Source organism: Rhizobacter sp. P5_C2 (genome assembly GCF_054049715.1).
Genome location: NZ_JBFULV010000022.1, coordinates 39,641 through 55,843, shown reverse-complemented (window position 1 = coordinate 55,843; position 16,203 = coordinate 39,641). Strand labels below are relative to the sequence as shown.

Here is a 16,203-nt window from a genome sequence, read left to right as displayed (position 1 = left end):
GCCGGTCCACTGGTGTTGCCCCCTTGAGGGGGAGGCGCGAAGCGCCTCGGGGGTGGGCTACTGATATCCCTTCGGGAACGGATTCGGCTCGATCAGCTCCGGCGACTCCGCCACCACCTTGAACTGTCCGTCCGCCTGCGCCATGCCGATGCGCGTCTTGCTCCACAGGTGGTGGTTCTCGTGCACCTTCACGTAGCCCTCGGGGGCGGTCTTCAGCTCGATGCCGGCCGACGCCGCGGCGATCTTGTCGACGTCGAAGCTGCCGGCCTTCTCGACCGCCGCCTTCCACAGCCACGGGCCCAGGTAGCCGGCCTGCGTCACGTCGCCGATCACCGAGGTGGGGCCGTACTTGGCGCGGAACGCCGACACGAAGGCCTTGTTGTTCGCGTTGTCCAGCGACTGGAAGTACTTCATCGACGCGTAGAAGCCGGCCATGTTCTCGCCGCCGATGCCCAGCACCTCGTCTTCCGTCACCGAGATCGTCAGCAGGAACTGCTTGTCGGCGGTGACGCCGGCCGCCTTCAGCTGCTTGTAGAACGCGACGTTCGAGCCGCCGACCACCGCGACGAAGATGCAGTCGGGCTTGGCGACCTTGATCTTGTTGATCAGCGAGTTGAAGTTGGTGTGGCCCAGCGGGTAGTACTCCTCGCCGACCACCTTGCTGCCGCTCAAGTGCCCCTCGATGTGCTTGCGGCCGATCTTCATCGAGGTGCGCGGCCAGATGTAGTCGGAGCCGACCAGGAAGTAGGTCTTGGCCTTCTTCTCCTTGGCCGCCCAGTCGAGGCCCCACAGGATCTGCTGCGTCGCCTCCTGGCCGGTGTAGATCACGTTCTTGCTCTGCTCCAGGCCTTCGTAGAAGGTCGGGTAATAGAGCATGCCGTTCTCCTTCTCGAAGATCGGCAGCACCGCCTTGCGCGAGGCCGAGGTCCAGCAGCCGAACACGCAGGCCACGCGGTCGTTGACCAGCAGCTTCTTCGACTTCTCGGCGAAGGTCGGCCAGTCGGACGCGCCGTCTTCCTTGATCACCTTGATCTTGCGGCCCAGCACGCCGCCCATCGCGTTGATCTGGTCGATCGCGAGCTGCTCGGCCTGGATCGAGCCGGTCTCCGAGATCGCCATCGTGCCGGTGCCCGAGTGCAACTGGCCGACCGTCACCTCGGTGTCGGTGACCGCCAGCTTCGTCGTGTTGACCTTGGCGGTCGGGAAGGCCTGCGCGAACGCCAGGCCCGAGAGACCGGCCAGCGGCAGCGCAGCGGCACCTTGCAGCAGCCGGCGGCGCTGCATCGAATCGGGCTGGAGATCGTCATTGCGGTGGTTGGACATGAAAGGCTCCGGACAGTTGAGGGCATCGTCATGACGCACGGCACCAAGCCTGTGCGGTGCCGCGTTGTTCACGCTGGTGCCGACTGTCCCGGATGGCGCGCGCAACCCGAATACGTCAATCAACGTAGCTTCCTGCGGGAGCGCTTCTTGCATGAGAGCCGACACTGCCGTCGTTGTCGGAGAAACCGGTGTCCGTGGCCACGCAAAAGATCTTTCGCATCCGCCGGGACTACAACACCTGGGTCGGCAACGAGACGCTCGAGGACTACGCGCTGCGCTACACGCCGCGCAGCTTCCGCAAGTGGAGCGAGTTCCGCGTCGCGAACACCGCGTTCGGTGCCACCTCGTTCCTCGCGCTCGAGGCCATCGGCGGCTCGATCGCGATCGGCTACGGCTTCTCGAACGCGCTGTGGGCGATCCTCGTCGTCGGGCTGATCACCTTCCTGACCGGGCTGCCGATCAGCTACTACGCCGCGAAGTACGGCGTCGACATGGACCTGCTGACGCGCGGCGCCGGCTTCGGCTACCTCGGCTCCACGCTGACCTCGCTGGTCTACGCGAGCTTCACCTTCATCTTCCTCGCGCTCGAGGCGGCGATCCTGGCGCTCGCGCTGCAGATGTACTTCGACTGGCCGCTGTCGCTGTGCTACCTGCTGTCGTCGCTCGGCATCGTGCCGCTGGTGATGCACGGCATCACGCTGATCTCGCGGCTGCAGCTGTGGACGCAGCCGCTGTGGTTGATCCTGCTGGTCTGCCCCTACGCCTTCGTGCTGGCGAAGAACCCGCAGGTGTTCGTCGATTTCACCGGGCTGGTCGGCCGCGCGTCGGGCAGCAACGGCTTCAGCTGGCTGATGTTCGGCACCGCTGCCACCGTCGCGTTCTCGCTGGTGGTGCAGATCGGCGAGCAGGTCGATTACCTGCGTTTCCTGCCCGAGAAGACCAAGGCAAACCGGCGCCGCTGGTGGGCCGCGGTGCTGGTGGCCGGGCCCGGCTGGATCGTGCCGGGCATGGTGAAGATGCTGGGCGGCGCGTTCCTCGCCTTCCTCGCGCTGCAGCACCAGATCCCGACCGAGAAGGCGGTCGAGCCCACGCAGATGTACCTCGCCGGCTTCGGCTACGTGTTCGACAACCCGGCCTGGATCCTCGGCGCGACCACGCTGTTCGTGCTGGTGTCGCAGCTGAAGATCAACCTGACCAACGCCTACGCCGGCTCGCTCGCGTGGTCGAACTTCTTCGCGCGGCTGACGCACAGCCACCCGGGCCGCGTCGTGTGGCTGGTGTTCAACGTGCTGATCGCGGTGCTGCTGATGACGCTGGGCGTGTTCGAGGCGCTGGAGCGCGTGCTCGGGCTGTACAGCAACGTCGCGATCGCGTGGGTGGGCGCGCTCGTCGCCGACCTGGTGATCAACAAACCGCTCGGCTGGAGCCCGCGCCACATCGAGTTCAAGCGCGCCCACCTGTACGACATCAACCCGGTCGGGCTGGGCGCGATGCTGAGCGCGGCAGTGCTCGCGATCGTCGCGTACGCCGGCGCGCTCGGGGCCGCGGCGCAGGCCTTCGCGCCGTTCATCGCGCTGGCCACCGCGATGCTGGTGTCGCCGCTGCTCGCCTGGGCGACGCGCGGCCGCTGGTACCTGGCGCGGCAGGACACCACCCGCTGGGCGCCCGGCCAGAGCGTGACCTGCGCGGTGTGCGACACCGCGTTCGAGTCGGAGGACATGGCGCACTGCCCGGCCTACGGCGCGCCGATCTGCTCGCTGTGCTGCACGCTGGAGTCGCGTTGCCACGACCGCTGCAAGACCGATTCGCGCGCGGCCGAGCAGGTCAGCGCGGTGCTGGCCGCGGTGCTGCCGCAGCGGCTCGCGTCGCGGGTGAACTTCCGCGTCGCGCATTACCTGGTGGTGGCGGCGTCGCTGATCGGCCTGCTGGCGGTGATCCTGGGCGTGGTCTACGACCAGGAGGGCGTGCTGCACGCGACCGCGCAGGCTGCGCTGAAGGCACCGCTGCTGAAGGTGTTCGCGCTGCTTTCGCTGGCGGCGGCGGTCGGCGCCTGGTGGGTGGTGCTGGGCAGCGAGAGCCGGCACATGGCGCAGGACGAATCGAACCGGCAGAACCAGCTGCTGACGAAGGAGATCGACGCGCACCGCCGCACCGACGCCGCGCTGCAGGCCGCGAAGGACCTGGCCGAGGCCGCCAACCAGGCGAAGACGCGCTACGTGGCCGGCATGACGCACGAGCTGCGCACGCCGCTGAACAGCATCCTCGGCTATGCGCAGATCCTGCTGAAGGACGAGCAGGTGCAGGGCGTGCGGCGCGCGTCGGTCGACACCATCCACCGCAGCGGCGAGCACCTGCACGGACTGGTCGACGGGCTGCTCGACCTGGCCCGCATCGAGGCCGGCCGGCTGCGGCTCGACAGGGCGCCGCTGCCGATGCACGAGTTCCTCGACGACCTGGTGCGCATGGTGGCGCCGCAGGCGGAAGCGAAGGGGCTGGTCTTCACGCTGCAGACCAGCGGCCGCGTGCCCGACCATGTGAACGCCGACGCGAAGCGCTTGCGCCAGATCCTGATCAACCTGCTGAGCAATGCGGTGCGCTTCACCGACCGCGGCAGCGTGACGCTGAAGCTGGACTACCGGCTGGAGCTGGCGCGCTTCGAGGTGGTCGACACCGGCATCGGCATCGCGGCGCAGGACCAGGAGCGCATCTTCCTGCCGTTCGAGCGCGGCAGCGCCGGGCGGCGCACCGGCGAGCCGGGCACCGGCCTCGGGCTGACGATCACCCACCTGCTGACCCAGCTGATGGGCGGCGAGCTGTCGCTGAAGAGCGCGCCCGGCCAGGGCAGCACCTTCACCGCGCGGCTGTACCTGCGCGAGATCAGCGCGCCGGTGCTGCCGCGGCGCACGCACCGGCCGGTCACCGGCTACCTCGGGCCGCGGCGCAGCCTGCTGGTGGTGGACGACCAGCCGACGCAGCGGCAGATGCTGGCCGGGCTGCTGATGCCGCTGGGCTTTCGCATCCGCGAGGCGGCGAGCGGGCGCGAGTGCCTGGAGAGCGTGCTCGACGATTGCCCGGATGCCGTGCTGCTCGATGTCTCGATGGACGACATGGACGGCTGGCAGACGGCGCGCCAGATCCGCGCGGCCGGGCTGCTGCACGTGCCGGTCCTGATGGTGTCGGCGAACGCGTTCGAGAACCAGGCCGACAAGCTGGCCGCGGCCGGCTGCCAGGGTTTCGTCGACAAGCCGGTGATCGAATCGGAGCTGCTCGACATGCTGCAGCGGCACCTGCAGATCGAGTGGCTGGCCGAGCTGGCGCTGCCGAACTGGGCCACGGCCGGTGCACCCGGGCCGGTCGGCGCGACGGCGCTGCCGGCGGAGCTGATCGGCGACCTGATCCGGCTGGCGCGGCTCGGGCACCTGCAGGGTGTGCAGGCGGCGCTCGATGCGGCGACCGGGGAGCACCCGGCGGCACAGGCCGAGCTGCGCGCGATGCGGCTGCTGGTGGAGCGCTTCGAGCTCGATGCGCTGCTCGACCGGCTGACGCAGGCCCTGCGCGACGTGTCGACGGAGACGCTGTGAGTGCGTCGCCGGTGGTGCTGGTGGTCGACGATGCGCCGCAGTCGCTGGGCGCGCTGTGCGCGTCGCTCGAGGCCGAGGGCTACACGGTGCTGGTCGCGCGCGACGGCGAATCGGCCTTGGCGCGGCTGGACCTCGCGACGCCGGACGCGATCCTGCTGGACGCGCTGATGCCGGGGCTGTCGGGCTTCGAGACCTGCCGGCGCATCAAGCAGGACCCGGCGCTGTCGCACATCCCGGTGATCTTCATGACCGGCCTGTCGGAGACGCCGCACATCGTCGAGGGCTTCGAGAGCGGTGGTGTCGACTACGTCGTGAAGCCGGTGCGGGCGCAGGAGGTGCTGGTGCGGCTGGCCACGCACGTGCGCAATGCGCGCGCGGTGCGGCTCGCACGCGAGGCGGTGGACGTCGGCGGGCACGGCGTGCTGGTGCTCGACGCGCAGGGGCGCGTCGCGTGGCGCTCGCCGCAGGCGGCGGCGTGGCTGCGCGAGTTCCACCCGGAAGGCCTGCCGGCGGCGTGGGCGAGCGACGGCCCGCTGGAACACCGCAGCGTCGCTGCCGATGGCCGGGTGCTGACGGTGCGACACGCCGGCGCGGTCGGGCTGGGCGAACGCATGCTGCTGCTGCGGGTGCAGGCCGCGAGCGATGCGGCGCCGACGCGCCTGAGCACCGCGTCGCTGACGCCGCGCGAGACCGAGGTGCTGTCGTGGATCGCGAAGGGCAAGACCAACCGCGACGTCGGCGAGATCCTCGGCATGAGCCCGCGCACCGTGAACAAGCACCTGGAGCACGTGTTCGAGAAGCTCGGCGTGGAGACGCGCGCCGCGGCGGCGGCGCTGGCGAGCCGGGAACTCGGCTGAGCCGGTCCGTTCTCGCGCGCTTCACACGGACTTCGCGTCCGCCTCGCGACCGACCGGCACATTCGCCGGCATGCACGACATCTCGCCCCTCCCCGCTCCCTCGGTGCCGGCCGCGTCAGGCTGGTGGACCTCGCGCCTTCAGGCCCTCGACTTCGCGTGGCGTGCCGAGGGCCTGCGCTGGATGCGCCGCGGTCGCGACCTGGTCGACCGATGGAACGGCACCCGCTTCGCGACCACCCGATCGACATCGCAGGACCCGGTGCGTGCCGAGTGCATCACGCCGTTGTGGACGCAGCACGCGCCGCACGAATGGCCGCTGACCGCCGGCAAGGTCCACAACCTGCGGACGGCCGCCTCGCGGCTCGACGGACTCGTCGTGCAACCCGGCGAAGTCTTCAGCTTCTGGCATGCGATCGGCGCCCCGACCCGTCGCCGCGGCTTCGTCCCCGGCCGGGAGTTGCGCGAGGGGTGCCTGATCGCGAGCATCGGCGGCGGCCTGTGCCAGCTGTCGAATGCGCTGTATGCCGTGGCGCTCGATGCCGGGGCGCGGATCGTCGAGCGCCATCCGCATTCGCGTGCCGTGCCGGGCTCGCAGGCCGAGGCACGGCGCGACGCGACGGTGTTCTGGAACTACCTCGACCTGCGCTTCGCGCTGCCGCAGCGTGTCGTCGTCGAGGCGCGGCTCGACGGCGAGCGCTTGATCGTCCGGCTGCGCGGTGCATCGCCGCCGGCGCGCTCGGCACGGCCCGTTCCGATCGAGCTCGGCCGCCGGCCGCCGGCGCACGACTGCCTGGACTGCGCGCAAGCGGATTGCCTGCGCCGCGTGGGGTCGCGCCCCGTCGGTGAACGGGTCGCCGTGATGCCGGTGGCCGGCTGGCCGGAGTTCGACACCTGGCTCGCCGCTCGCGGCATCCGCGGTCGCGCGATGTCGCCCGCCGGCCTGACCGAGCGCTGGCATCGGCTCGCGGCGCGTGCCTGCCGCCATCGGCCGGCCCGGCGCCAGCATCACCTGATCGCCGCCGACGATGCGCGTGCCTCGGCCTGGCTCGCGCGGGTGCCGATCGAGGCCGACGAACTGGTCGTTCCGGTCGATGCGCTGGCCGAGCTGCAGCGCCGCGGCGCGCTCGGCGGGCGCCGCGTGACGGTGATGATGACCCGGTCGCCGCTGCGCATGCTGCATCAGCAGCTGGACGGCCAGGCCGGCGAACCGACCGCGGCCGGCCTGCGCGAGTACCGTGCGCCGGACTGGCGCGTCGATGCCGAGTGGAAGGCGCTGCGTGGCGCGGTTCGCGTGCTGACGCCGCACCATGCGGTCGCCCGCTGGTTGCGGACTCGCGGCCTCCATCAGGTGGGCATTCTCGACTGGGACCGACCCGCGGCAGCGCCTTCGGCGCGCGGCGGAACGCTGCTGTTTCCGGCCTCGTCGCTGGCGCGCAAGGGCGCACCGGAACTGCGCGAGGCCTGCCGGGCGCTCGGGCTGCCGCTGGCCGTGCTCGGCCGCGCCAGCGAGTCGCCCGGCTTCTGGCATGGCATCGAACAGGTGCCTCTCGATGCGGAGGACCCGTGGCGCGGCGTCGGTGCCGTGGTGCTGCCGGCGCATGTCGAGCATGCGCCGCGCTGGCTGCTTCAGGGCCTCRCGCGCGGCCTGCCGGTCATCGCAACGCCGGCGTGCGGGTTGGATCCCCGCACACCGGGCCTGCGCCTGGTGCTGGCCGGCGACACGCTCGCGCTGACGCTGGCCCTCTACGAGACGGCCGCCTCAGACCACCGGTGACACGAACGCGATCAACCGCCCGAGGCGCCGGATCACGTCCGCCGTCACGATGAACTGCGGCTTGTCGCGCTTCACGTAGGGCGCGATGTCCGGCGGGTTGTCGGCCGGGTACGGCGAGGTGTCGTAGATGTCGCCCACGTGCTTGCTGCGGTAGGCCGTGCCGGTGTACGGCGCCGCGGGCCCGTCGCCGCGGTAGGGGTTCACCACCTCGGGCACCGGCGCCGTCCAGTAGTTCTTCGTGCCGAGGTCGGCGACCAGCGTGTCGACCTCGGTCTGCGGCACCACCGGCGTCGTCATCTTCGCGCCGCTGAACAGGTCGGGGAAATCGACCTCGCGGATGCCGAAGAACTTCGGCAGCGCCGTCGGCTGCGTCGCCTTCAGCGGCGAGCGCGCCACCAGCTCGGCCACCGCCGCATCGCTCATCCCGCTCAGATCGTCGTAGCGCTTCTGCAACCCGGCGAGGTCGACCGAGCGGCCGGCCGAGTAGTGGCTCAGCGTGTTCGTCAGGTCCTTGTCGGCGAAGTAGGCGCCGTTGTGGATGTTCGAGCCGTAGCGGTGCACGTACAGCGACTCGTTGCTGTCGAGCTCGATGAAGGTGGCGTGCGTGCGGCCGCTGAGCAGCGCGTTGCGCTGGATCGCGTCGGCCGGCAGCGGCACCGTCTTCAGCCACGCGATGGCTTCGGGGATGCGCGCGAGGAACTTGCGGTCGCCGGTCAGCGTGAAGTAGTGGAACAGCTGCTGGATGTTGGTCTGCGTGGTGTGCGTCGCCAGCGAGCGCGGCTCGTAGGTGCGCGCCCCCGCGGCGGCGCCCGCCGGGCGGCCGTTCGTCTCGCGCGACAGGTGCTGCAGGCTCCAGCCGGCCTGCGGCCCGGGCTGCTGCATCGCGCGCATGCACTCCATCGCGCGGGTGATGTTGTCCAGCAGGTCGGTGCGGCCCAGCGCCAGCACGCACATCGTCAGGAACTTGATGTTCTCGCCCATCACGTCGTCGTTGAAGGTGACGTGCAGCGTGTAGTCGCCGTCCTCCATGCCGGCGTGCGCGCCGGCCGGGATCTGCTCGGGGTTCGGCTGCGGCATGCTCGCCTTCGAGCCGGCGTAGTGAGGGAAGCGCTGCGGCCAGCCGCCGTTGGCGATGCCGAGCTCGGCGCCGAACTGGGCCTGACGTATGAAATCGATTGCACGATTCAGCGGCGCTTCGAAGCGCGCGTCCTTCTTCTCGAGCCACATGCGCAGCATCAGCTGCGAGGCCACCGCGGTGCCGGCATCGTCGAAGGTGGCGTTGCCGTAGTAGTTCTGGAATTCCTCGAGGCGCCAGCCGTTCTTGCCGATGGTCTCGTACCAGTGCTTCAGCGATTCTTCACCGGCGAAGTCGTGGATGTAGTTCCAGCCGCCCGAGGCGTGCTGGGCCGCGACGACCGCGAGCGCGGTGCGCTCGGCGGCCTGGTAGAAGCGCTCGTCGCCGGTCGCGTGGTACGCGTCGAGGAAGACGTTGCCGACCGACGGCGTGCCGGGCGGCTGGATCCAGCACATCGTGCGCTTGGCCTCCATCTCGCCGAAGGTCTGCGTCAGGTCGGGTGAGTACGACCACACGTAGCCGCCGCGGTAGGAGACCTCTTCGTCCATGTAGGCCACCGCGCGTTTCATCGCGTCGATCGCGGTGCCTTGCGCGGTGGGCGGGGCCGGCGGCGCCGGGGTGTCGTCATCGCCGCCACCGCAGGCGGCCAGGGCGATGGGGCTCAGTGCGGCCCCGAGAAAGCTGCGTCGTTGCATGTTGTCTGCCTCCTGATGTTGTGAAATGACAAACGATTTCATCGTGTGTCATCAGTCATCGTACAACTCAAGAATCGACGACTTGCTGGGGCAATCCCTGTCAGATTGCACGCAAATTGACACCACCCGGCCGACTCACATTCAAGAGATACGACGACGTGATCCGGTTCACCGCAACCGGGGCGAAACGCCCTGGCGTCCTATACTTGCCGCCAGCGCTGATTTGTTCCGGCTTGCGGGCGCTTTAAAAAACCAGCTAAAGAAAGGACGCACCCACCGGTGTCTCGATTCTTGGCGACGCCGGTTTTCTTTTCGGGGTGTGTGTCCACATGAGTTCCGTGGGTGATGTCAAACCGCAGGTGATGCAGTTCACCGAAGCGCTGCCGCTGCGCAGCGGCGCGAAACTGAGCGACTACACGCTCGTCTACGAGACCTACGGCACGCTGAACGCCGAGCGCAGCAACGCGGTGCTGGTGTGCCATGCGCTGAACGCGTCGCACCATGTCGCCGGCACGCTGGCGGGCGAACCGCGCAGCGAAGGCTGGTGGGACAACCTGGTCGGCCCGGGCAAGCCGCTCGACACCGACCGCTTCTTCGTGATCGGCATCAACAACCTCGGCTCCTGCTTCGGCTCGACCGGGCCGATGCATGTCGACCCGGCGACTGGCCGCGTCTACGGCGCCGATTTTCCGGTGGTCACGGTGGAAGACTGGGTCGACGCGCAGGCCCGCCTGCTCGATCGCCTGGGCATCGCCCAGCTGGCCGCGGTGCTCGGCGGCAGCCTGGGCGGCATGCAGGCGCTGAGCTGGTCGCTGCGCCACCCGGATCGGCTGCGCCACTGCATCGCGGTGGCGACCGCGCCGAACCTGTCGGCGCAGAACATCGCGTTCAACGAAGTGGCGCGGCGCGCCATCGTCACCGACCCCGAGTTCCACGGCGGCCACTACTACGGCTACCACGTGGTGCCCAAGCGCGGGCTGCGGGTGGCGCGGATGATCGGCCACATCACCTACCTGAGCGACGACGCGATGGAGGCCAAGTTCGGCCGCGGCCTGAAGAGCGGCGCGCCCGGCTACAGCACGCAGGACATCGAGTTCGAGATCGAGAGCTACCTGCGCCACCAGGGCGACAAGTTCAGTGAGTACTTCGACGCCAACACCTACCTGCTGATCACGCGCGCGCTCGACTACTTCGACCCGGCGCGCGAGCACAGCGGCGACCTGAGCGCGGCCTTCGCCGGCGCGCGCTGCAAGTTCCAGCTGGTGAGCTTCACGACCGACTGGCGCTTCGCGCCGGAGCGCTCGCGCGAGATCGTGCGGGCACTGCTCGACAACCGCTTCGACGTGAGCTACGCCGAGATCGACGCGCCGCACGGGCACGACGCCTTCCTGCTCGACGACGCGCGTTACCACGGGGTGCTGCGCGCGCGCTTCGACAACATCGCGAAAGAGTTCGCGGCCGTGGGAGCCCCGGCATGAGTGATCGCAAGGACATCGAACTCATCGCCGAGATGGTGCCGATCGGCTCGCGCGTGCTCGACCTGGGCTGCGGCAACGGCGAGCTGCTCGCCCACCTGCGCGACCACCGCCGGTGCAGCGGCTACGGCATCGAGATCTCCGACGCCAACGTGCTGTCGTGCACGCAGCGCGGCGTCAACGTGATCCAGCTGAACCTCGAGGAAGGCCTCTCGATGTTCGAGGACCGCAGCTTCGACGTCGTGCTGCAGCTCGACACGCTGCAGCACCTGCGCAACACCGAGCGCATGCTGCTCGAGACGGCGCGGGTGGGCCGCGTGGGCATCGTCAGCTTCCCGAACTTCGCGCACTGGGCGAACCGGCTGCGCATCGCGAGCGGGCGCATGCCGGTCACGAAGGCGCTGCCCTACGAGTGGTACGACACGCCGAACATCCGCGTCGGCACGTATGCGGATTTCGAGGTGCTGGCGCGCAAGAGCGGCCTGCAGATCCTCGATTCGTTCGGCATCCAGAATGGTGCGGTGCGCCGGCGCCGGCCGAACCTGACCGCGAGCGTCGCGGTGTTCAAGTTCGAAAAAACCTGAAGCGCCTCAGTCGCTCTTCAGTCGTTTGAGCAGCGCAACGCCGGTCAGCAGTTCGAGCTGCGCCTCGAGCCGGATCACGCGGCCGGTCAGGTCTTCGATCTTCTGCTGCTGAGATTTCATCGCCTCGGACTGGCGGTTGACCTTGTCCTCGAGCTTGATGACGGAGGTGAACGCACTCCAGACCTTGTCCGTGATCCCCATCAGGCGGCTTTGCGCGCCGGGGTGCGGGCAGCCTTGGCTTCCATCGCGGCGATGCGCTTGTTGCTGGCGGCGATGAAGTCGAGCGCATCGTCGATCGATGCGGCCGCGCGGTCGGCAGCGTTTTTGGCCGCTTCGGCCAACGCCTGCAGATCGGCCTCGCCTTCGACGGATTCGTAGGCCGCGGCACCGCGGCGCATCAGTTCAGAGATCGGCAGGCCGAGCCGCTCGGCCTTCGCGGCAATCGCCTTCTTTTCCTGGGAGGTGGCTTGCACCACGATGCGTTCAACGGCTCCGGACACGGTACGCTCCAGCGGGTTCAGGGGATGGACATGATATGTACATGATCCCGCCGCGGCTGGCAAGCGCGGAGCCGGATGCCCCCTGCGCTCGCCTTGTTCGCTACTCCTTGTCGCGCCCCAGCAGCGCCGCCTTCAGCAGGTGGTCGGCCGGCGCGTCGCCAACCCAGATCTTCAGCACCATCGCGAAGAACTCGGCATCGCCCACCGGCTCGCCCTGCGGCTGGCCCATGATGTAGAACGTGGTGCCCTTGCCCGGCATGAACTCCATCGCGAAGGTCTCGCCTGCGGCCATCTTCGAGCGGCCCGAGAAGATCTCGATCAGCCGGGTCGCCGACAGCGTGTGCTTCTGCACCATCTCCTTCGGCGAGTTCTCCGACATGCCCTTGATGAACAGCCGGCCGAGGTCGGTGCCCGGCAGGTCGCGCAGCGCGGTGAACTGCAGCCGCTTCGGGCCGCCCAGCGCCAGCAGTTCTTCCGGCGTGCCGACCTTCTTGCTGGTGTACAGCCCCAGGTCGTAGACCTTGAAGATGGCCTTGAAGCGCGTGCCCGCGCCGTTCAGCAGCAGCGGCGTGCCCTGCACCTGGAGCAGCGGCTCGAACTTGGTCGTCGTCGACGCAGCCTGGGCGGCCCCGGCGATCAAGGCCAGCCCGAGCATCAAGGCGGCGAAGGGGGTGCGAATCGGGGTCATGCGTCTCCTCGGGACCATCTGATTGTTGGATGGCGCCGATTATTCGGGCTTATGCCGGCCGCAACAAGCCGGCGAACCCGGGCTGGTCGATGGATCGCACGATCGTTCGTGAACCCTGGCGCGGTGATCTTTGGGGACTGCGCGCGTTTTCGATCAACACCGAATCGCCGAACTCGTGCGTGCGGTAGTCGCGAGCGGCCAGCGCCGCATCGGCGCGGCGCAGCACCGCAGCATCGACGAAGGCCTGCAACAGCGCATGGTGGCTGCTGCCCGGCTCGTGCGTGCCGCTGACGATCGCGTCGACCACCTGCAGCCGGCTGGACGGCCCGAGCCGCTGGGTCGCGAGGCCCTCGCCGGCGCGCAGCGGCCCGGCCTGCGCCGCATGCTCGAGCGCCCGCGTGACGGTGGTGCCAAGCGCGACGATGCGCCCGCCGCTGCGCCGGGTGTCGGCGATAGCCTGCACCGTCGACGCCGGCAGGTGGTAGGGCTCGTCGAACGGCAGCCGCGCATCGAGGGCGGCATCGCCGGTCGACGACAGGCCGGCCGCATGCGTCAGCGTCGCGAAGCCGATCGCGCGCTCGCGCAGCGCATGCAGCATCTGCCAGTCGAGCACGAAACCGGCCGACGGTGGCTCGAACGCGACCGGCAGCGTCGCCACGCGCGTCCACACATCCCACAGCGCGAGCGGCTGCGGCACATGGGCGTACTGGATCGGCCGGCCGTGGCGGGCGATGCCGGCCCAGATCGCGTCGGCATCGCCGTCGAAGCGCAGCTCGATCAGGCGCGGGTGGTCGAGCAGGCGCGCGACCGTCGCCTGCAGCGGGCCGAGCTGCAGCCGGTCGCCCGCGCACAACGGCGGCGGCGCGGGGCGGTCTTCGGTGCGGGTGTGGAAATCGCCGGCACCGAAGACGATCGCGGTGAATGCGTGCACCGCATCGACCCGCAGCGAGGCCCGTCCGGCCAGCCGCACCTCGATCGGCTCGCCGGTGCGCAAGTGCGTGCCGTGCAGGCTGGCCGGCAGCGTCGCCGCGTCGTTGGCCACCAGCAGGTCGCCAGGGCGCAGCCAGTGGGCGAGGTGCGAGCGCTCGGCATGGTGCAGCTCGCCATGCCGGTCGATCACCAGCAGGCGGGCGTCGCGCGGGCGCTGGGTCGGCAGCGCGGCGGCCTTCATGCGGCCTCCGCGTGGGCGACGGTGTTGGCGATCAACGCGACGATGGTCCGCGCCGCATCCGCCGGGCGCTTCAGCGTCGCCGGGTCGGCATCGGGCACGGCCAGCGCATGCAGCGGCGTGTCCATGTCGCCCGGGTCGACCGAGAACACGCGCACGCCGTGCTCGCGCAACTCGGCATCCCAGATGCGGCTCAGGTGGTGCAGCGCCGCCTTGCTGGCCCCGTAGGCACCCCAGCCGGGGTAGGGCGTGACAGCAGCATCGCTGCTGACGTTGAGCACCAGTGCCTGCGCCCCGCCGCGCGCCGACGCGGCCAGCGCGCCGAGCAGCGCCCTGCCGAGGCGGAACGGCCCGAGCACATTCGTCGCGAGCGCGGCCTCCAGGTCCTCGCACTCGGTGTCGGCGAGCAGCGCGAGCGGCACCGGGCCCAGGCTGGACGCGTTGTTGATCAGCACGTCCAGCCCGCCGAGTGCGGTGTTGACCTGCAGCGCGATCGGGTGGATGTCGTCCCGGCGCGCGATGTCGCCGGCGATGCCGTGCGTGCCGGGCAGGTCCTGCGCGACCCGCCGCACGCGCGCCGCATCGCGGGCGATGAACGCGACGCGCGCGCCGCGGGCCGACAGTGCCTGCACCAGCGCGAGGCCGAGGCCCGAGGTGCCGCCGGTGATGGCCACGCGCAGTCCGGCCAGTGGATCGTCTCGAAGGGTGTTCATGAGGAGACTCCGTAAAGTGATGGCCTCACGATAGGCAGCCTCACGCACACCGCCCAGCGCGCGGACCGATCCGTTGGCGAAGCGTCCGTTCCGTCGTCACGGCCGCGCCATGTGGTCACAATGCGGCCCTCATGAGCGAGCCTGAAGCCCCGTCCAGCGCCACCGCCAGCCACCTGGCCCGCAACCTCGTCAGCCTGCGCCACACGCGCGGCCTGACGCAGGACGGCCTCGCGAAATCGGCCGCACTGCCGCGCTCGACGATCGCGACGCTGGAGTCCGGCGACGGCAACCCGTCGCTGTCGGTGCTGGTGAAGGTGGCCGGCGCGCTCGGCGTGCCGATCGACGAGCTGCTGGCGTCGCCGCGTGCGATGGTGCGCCACTGGGCGGCTGACGAGGTCGCGCTGCGCAGCCGCCCGGCCGGCAAGGGCCGCGGCGTCATGCTGCGCGTGCTGGTGCCCGAATCGGTACCGGACGAGATGATGGAGGTGATGGACTTCGAGCCCGGCGCGGTGATGGGCGGCACGCCGCACCTGCCCGGTACGCGCGAGTTCTTCACCTGCCTGGACGGCCGCGTCAACCTGATGGTGGCTGGCGAGCGCTACACGCTGGCCGAGGGCGAGGTGCTGGCCTTTCCGGGCAACCTGCCGCACTCGTACCAGAACGCCGATGCACTCGAACCTGCGCGCGGCATTTCACTGGTGGTGCTCGCCAAGGCGGGTGTGTAGGAACGCTGCCCCTCTGCGCTGTGGGGAAAGCACCTCGCCCCTATGCTTGCGCCCGCACTTCCGCACCCGAGGAGAAATTCGAATGACATTCACGCCCTGGATTCGCAACGGCCTGGCCGCGCTGGTCGGCTCGCTGGTCCTCGCCACCGCCGCACAGGCCGGCGCGCCGCAGCTCAAGACGCAGGCGCCCGGCTACTACCGGATGATGCTCGGCGACATCGAGGTGACCGCGCTGTTCGACGGCACTCTCGACCTGCAGCCCAAGCAGCTGCTGACCAACACGACACAGAAGGACGTCGGCAAGCTGCTCGACAAGGGTTTCCAGAAGGACACCGTGCAGACCTCGGTCAACGGCTACCTGATCAACACCGGCAGCAAGCTGGTGCTGGTCGACACCGGCGCCGCCGGCCTGTTCGGCCCGACGGCCGGCAACCTGCTGGCCAACCTGAAGGCCTCCGGCTACCAGCCCGAGCAGGTCGATGAGGTCTACATCACCCACATGCACCCGGACCACGTCGGCGGACTGCTGGCCGATGGCAAGCCGGCGTTCCCGAACGCCATCGTGCGGGCCGACCAGCATGACGCCGACTTCTGGCTGAGCCAGGCCACGATGGAGAAAGCCCCGAAGGAGGTGCAAGGCTTTTTCCAGGGCGCGATGGCCTCGCTGAACCCGTACGTCGCCGCCGGCAAGTTCAAGCCCTTCGACGGCGAGGCCGAGCTGGTGCCGGGCGTGCGCTCGTTCGCCGCGCGCGGCCACACGCCGGGCCACTCGATCTACGCGGTCGAGTCCAAGGGGCAAAAGCTGGTGCTGTGGGGCGACCTGATGCACGTCGCCGCGGTGCAGTTCGCGCAGCCGCAGGTCACGATCTCGTTCGACAGCGATTCGAAGTCGGCCGCGATCCAGCGCAAGAAGGCGTACGCCGATGCAGCCAAGGGCGGCTTCCTGGTGGCGGGTGCGCACCTGCCGTTCCCGGGCATCGGGCACATCCGTGCCGAAGGGCGCGGCTACATCTGGGTGCCGGTGGACTACCAGCAGATCCGGTAA

Annotated in this window: 14 protein-coding genes and 1 riboswitch; of the genes, 7 read left to right on the top strand and 7 right to left on the bottom strand. The window is 69.6% G+C overall.

The window, feature by feature from the left end; translation table 11 throughout:
• Positions 1-57: 57 nt before the first annotated feature.
• The gene (gene urtA / locus ACXJLU_RS10570; protein WP_457330587.1) at positions 58-1,323 is read right to left on the bottom strand and encodes an urea ABC transporter substrate-binding protein; all 1,266 of its coding nucleotides are present in this window, start codon (positions 1,321-1,323) and stop codon (positions 58-60) included.
• Positions 1,324-1,511: 188 nt separating this feature from the next.
• Between urtA and ACXJLU_RS10565 the strand changes: the two genes are divergently transcribed.
• The 3 genes from ACXJLU_RS10565 (at position 1,512) to ACXJLU_RS10555 (ending at position 7,535) form a co-directional block, all read left to right on the top strand.
• Positions 1,512-4,904: a hybrid sensor histidine kinase/response regulator gene (locus ACXJLU_RS10565; protein ID WP_457330585.1), complete on the top strand. Its 3,393-nt coding sequence runs from the start codon at positions 1,512-1,514 to the stop codon at positions 4,902-4,904.
• The gene (locus ACXJLU_RS10560) at positions 4,901-5,761 is read left to right on the top strand and encodes a response regulator (protein ID WP_457330583.1); all 861 of its coding nucleotides are present in this window, start codon (positions 4,901-4,903) and stop codon (positions 5,759-5,761) included. The genes ACXJLU_RS10565 and ACXJLU_RS10560 overlap by 4 nt, the downstream gene beginning before the upstream one ends.
• A gap of 70 nt (positions 5,762-5,831) precedes the next feature.
• Positions 5,832-7,535 (top strand): VanW family protein, encoded by a 1,704-nt coding sequence (locus ACXJLU_RS10555; protein ID WP_457330581.1) that lies wholly within the window; start codon positions 5,832-5,834, stop codon positions 7,533-7,535.
• Here the strand turns inward: ACXJLU_RS10555 and ACXJLU_RS10550 are convergent.
• Positions 7,521-9,305: a pectate lyase gene (locus tag ACXJLU_RS10550; protein WP_457330579.1), complete on the bottom strand. Its 1,785-nt coding sequence runs from the start codon at positions 9,303-9,305 to the stop codon at positions 7,521-7,523. The genes ACXJLU_RS10555 and ACXJLU_RS10550 overlap by 15 nt on opposite strands.
• 205 nt (positions 9,306-9,510) lie before the next feature.
• Positions 9,511-9,588: riboswitch (SAM riboswitch) on the top strand.
• A 46-nt stretch (positions 9,589-9,634) separates the two neighbouring features.
• Between ACXJLU_RS10550 and metX the strand changes: the two genes are divergently transcribed.
• Together metX and metW are read left to right on the top strand one after the other, a co-directional pair.
• Entirely contained in the window at positions 9,635-10,783 is a 1,149-nt protein-coding gene (gene metX / locus ACXJLU_RS10545) for a homoserine O-succinyltransferase MetX (protein ID WP_457330577.1), read from the top strand.
• Positions 10,780-11,364, top strand: coding sequence for a methionine biosynthesis protein MetW (gene metW / locus ACXJLU_RS10540; protein WP_457330575.1), 585 nt, complete (start codon positions 10,780-10,782; stop codon positions 11,362-11,364). Before metX ends, metW begins: the two co-directional genes overlap by 4 nt.
• Before the next feature lie 6 nt (positions 11,365-11,370).
• Here the strand turns inward: metW and ACXJLU_RS10535 are convergent, their stop codons facing one another.
• The 5 genes from ACXJLU_RS10535 to ACXJLU_RS10515 form a co-directional block, all read right to left on the bottom strand.
• Positions 11,371-11,565, bottom strand: coding sequence for a hypothetical protein (locus tag ACXJLU_RS10535; protein ID WP_457330573.1), 195 nt, complete (start codon positions 11,563-11,565; stop codon positions 11,371-11,373).
• A complete protein-coding gene (locus ACXJLU_RS10530) occupies positions 11,565-11,840 on the bottom strand; it encodes a hypothetical protein (protein WP_457330571.1) in 276 nt (91 codons plus the stop codon). The genes ACXJLU_RS10535 and ACXJLU_RS10530 overlap by 1 nt, the downstream gene beginning before the upstream one ends.
• Before the next feature lie 124 nt (positions 11,841-11,964).
• Complete coding sequence (locus tag ACXJLU_RS10525; RefSeq protein ID WP_457330569.1) at positions 11,965-12,552, bottom strand: chalcone isomerase family protein; 588 nt, start codon at positions 12,550-12,552, stop codon at positions 11,965-11,967.
• Positions 12,553-12,601: 49 nt separating this feature from the next.
• Positions 12,602-13,723, bottom strand: coding sequence for an S-adenosylmethionine:tRNA ribosyltransferase-isomerase (locus tag ACXJLU_RS10520; RefSeq protein ID WP_457330567.1), 1,122 nt, complete (start codon positions 13,721-13,723; stop codon positions 12,602-12,604).
• Entirely contained in the window at positions 13,720-14,433 is a 714-nt protein-coding gene (locus ACXJLU_RS10515; protein ID WP_457330565.1) for an SDR family NAD(P)-dependent oxidoreductase, read from the bottom strand. The genes ACXJLU_RS10520 and ACXJLU_RS10515 overlap by 4 nt, the downstream gene beginning before the upstream one ends.
• A 131-nt stretch (positions 14,434-14,564) precedes the next feature.
• On the opposite strand from ACXJLU_RS10515, the gene ACXJLU_RS10510 reads away from it, so the two are divergent.
• A complete protein-coding gene (locus ACXJLU_RS10510) occupies positions 14,565-15,158 on the top strand; it encodes a helix-turn-helix domain-containing protein (RefSeq protein WP_457330563.1) in 594 nt (197 codons plus the stop codon).
• A gap of 82 nt (positions 15,159-15,240) precedes the next feature.
• Positions 15,241-16,203: an MBL fold metallo-hydrolase gene (locus ACXJLU_RS10505; RefSeq protein WP_457330561.1), complete on the top strand. Its 963-nt coding sequence runs from the start codon at positions 15,241-15,243 to the stop codon at positions 16,201-16,203.

Coding starts and splice junctions, on each gene's coding strand:
- ACXJLU_RS10510 (WP_457330563.1), top strand. CDS start 14,565: ATGAGCGAGCCTGAAGCCCCGTCCAGCGCCACCGCCAGCCACCTGGCC.
- ACXJLU_RS10520 (WP_457330567.1), bottom strand. CDS start 13,723: ATGAAGGCCGCCGCGCTGCCGACCCAGCGCCCGCGCGACGCCCGCCTG.
- ACXJLU_RS10515 (WP_457330565.1), bottom strand. CDS start 14,433: ATGAACACCCTTCGAGACGATCCACTGGCCGGACTGCGCGTGGCCATC.
- ACXJLU_RS10525 (WP_457330569.1), bottom strand. CDS start 12,552: ATGACCCCGATTCGCACCCCCTTCGCCGCCTTGATGCTCGGGCTGGCC.
- ACXJLU_RS10550 (WP_457330579.1), bottom strand. CDS start 9,305: ATGCAACGACGCAGCTTTCTCGGGGCCGCACTGAGCCCCATCGCCCTG.
- ACXJLU_RS10505 (WP_457330561.1), top strand. CDS start 15,241: ATGACATTCACGCCCTGGATTCGCAACGGCCTGGCCGCGCTGGTCGGC.
- metW (WP_457330575.1), top strand. CDS start 10,780: ATGAGTGATCGCAAGGACATCGAACTCATCGCCGAGATGGTGCCGATC.
- ACXJLU_RS10535 (WP_457330573.1), bottom strand. CDS start 11,565: ATGGGGATCACGGACAAGGTCTGGAGTGCGTTCACCTCCGTCATCAAG.
- metX (WP_457330577.1), top strand. CDS start 9,635: ATGAGTTCCGTGGGTGATGTCAAACCGCAGGTGATGCAGTTCACCGAA.
- urtA (WP_457330587.1), bottom strand. CDS start 1,323: ATGTCCAACCACCGCAATGACGATCTCCAGCCCGATTCGATGCAGCGC.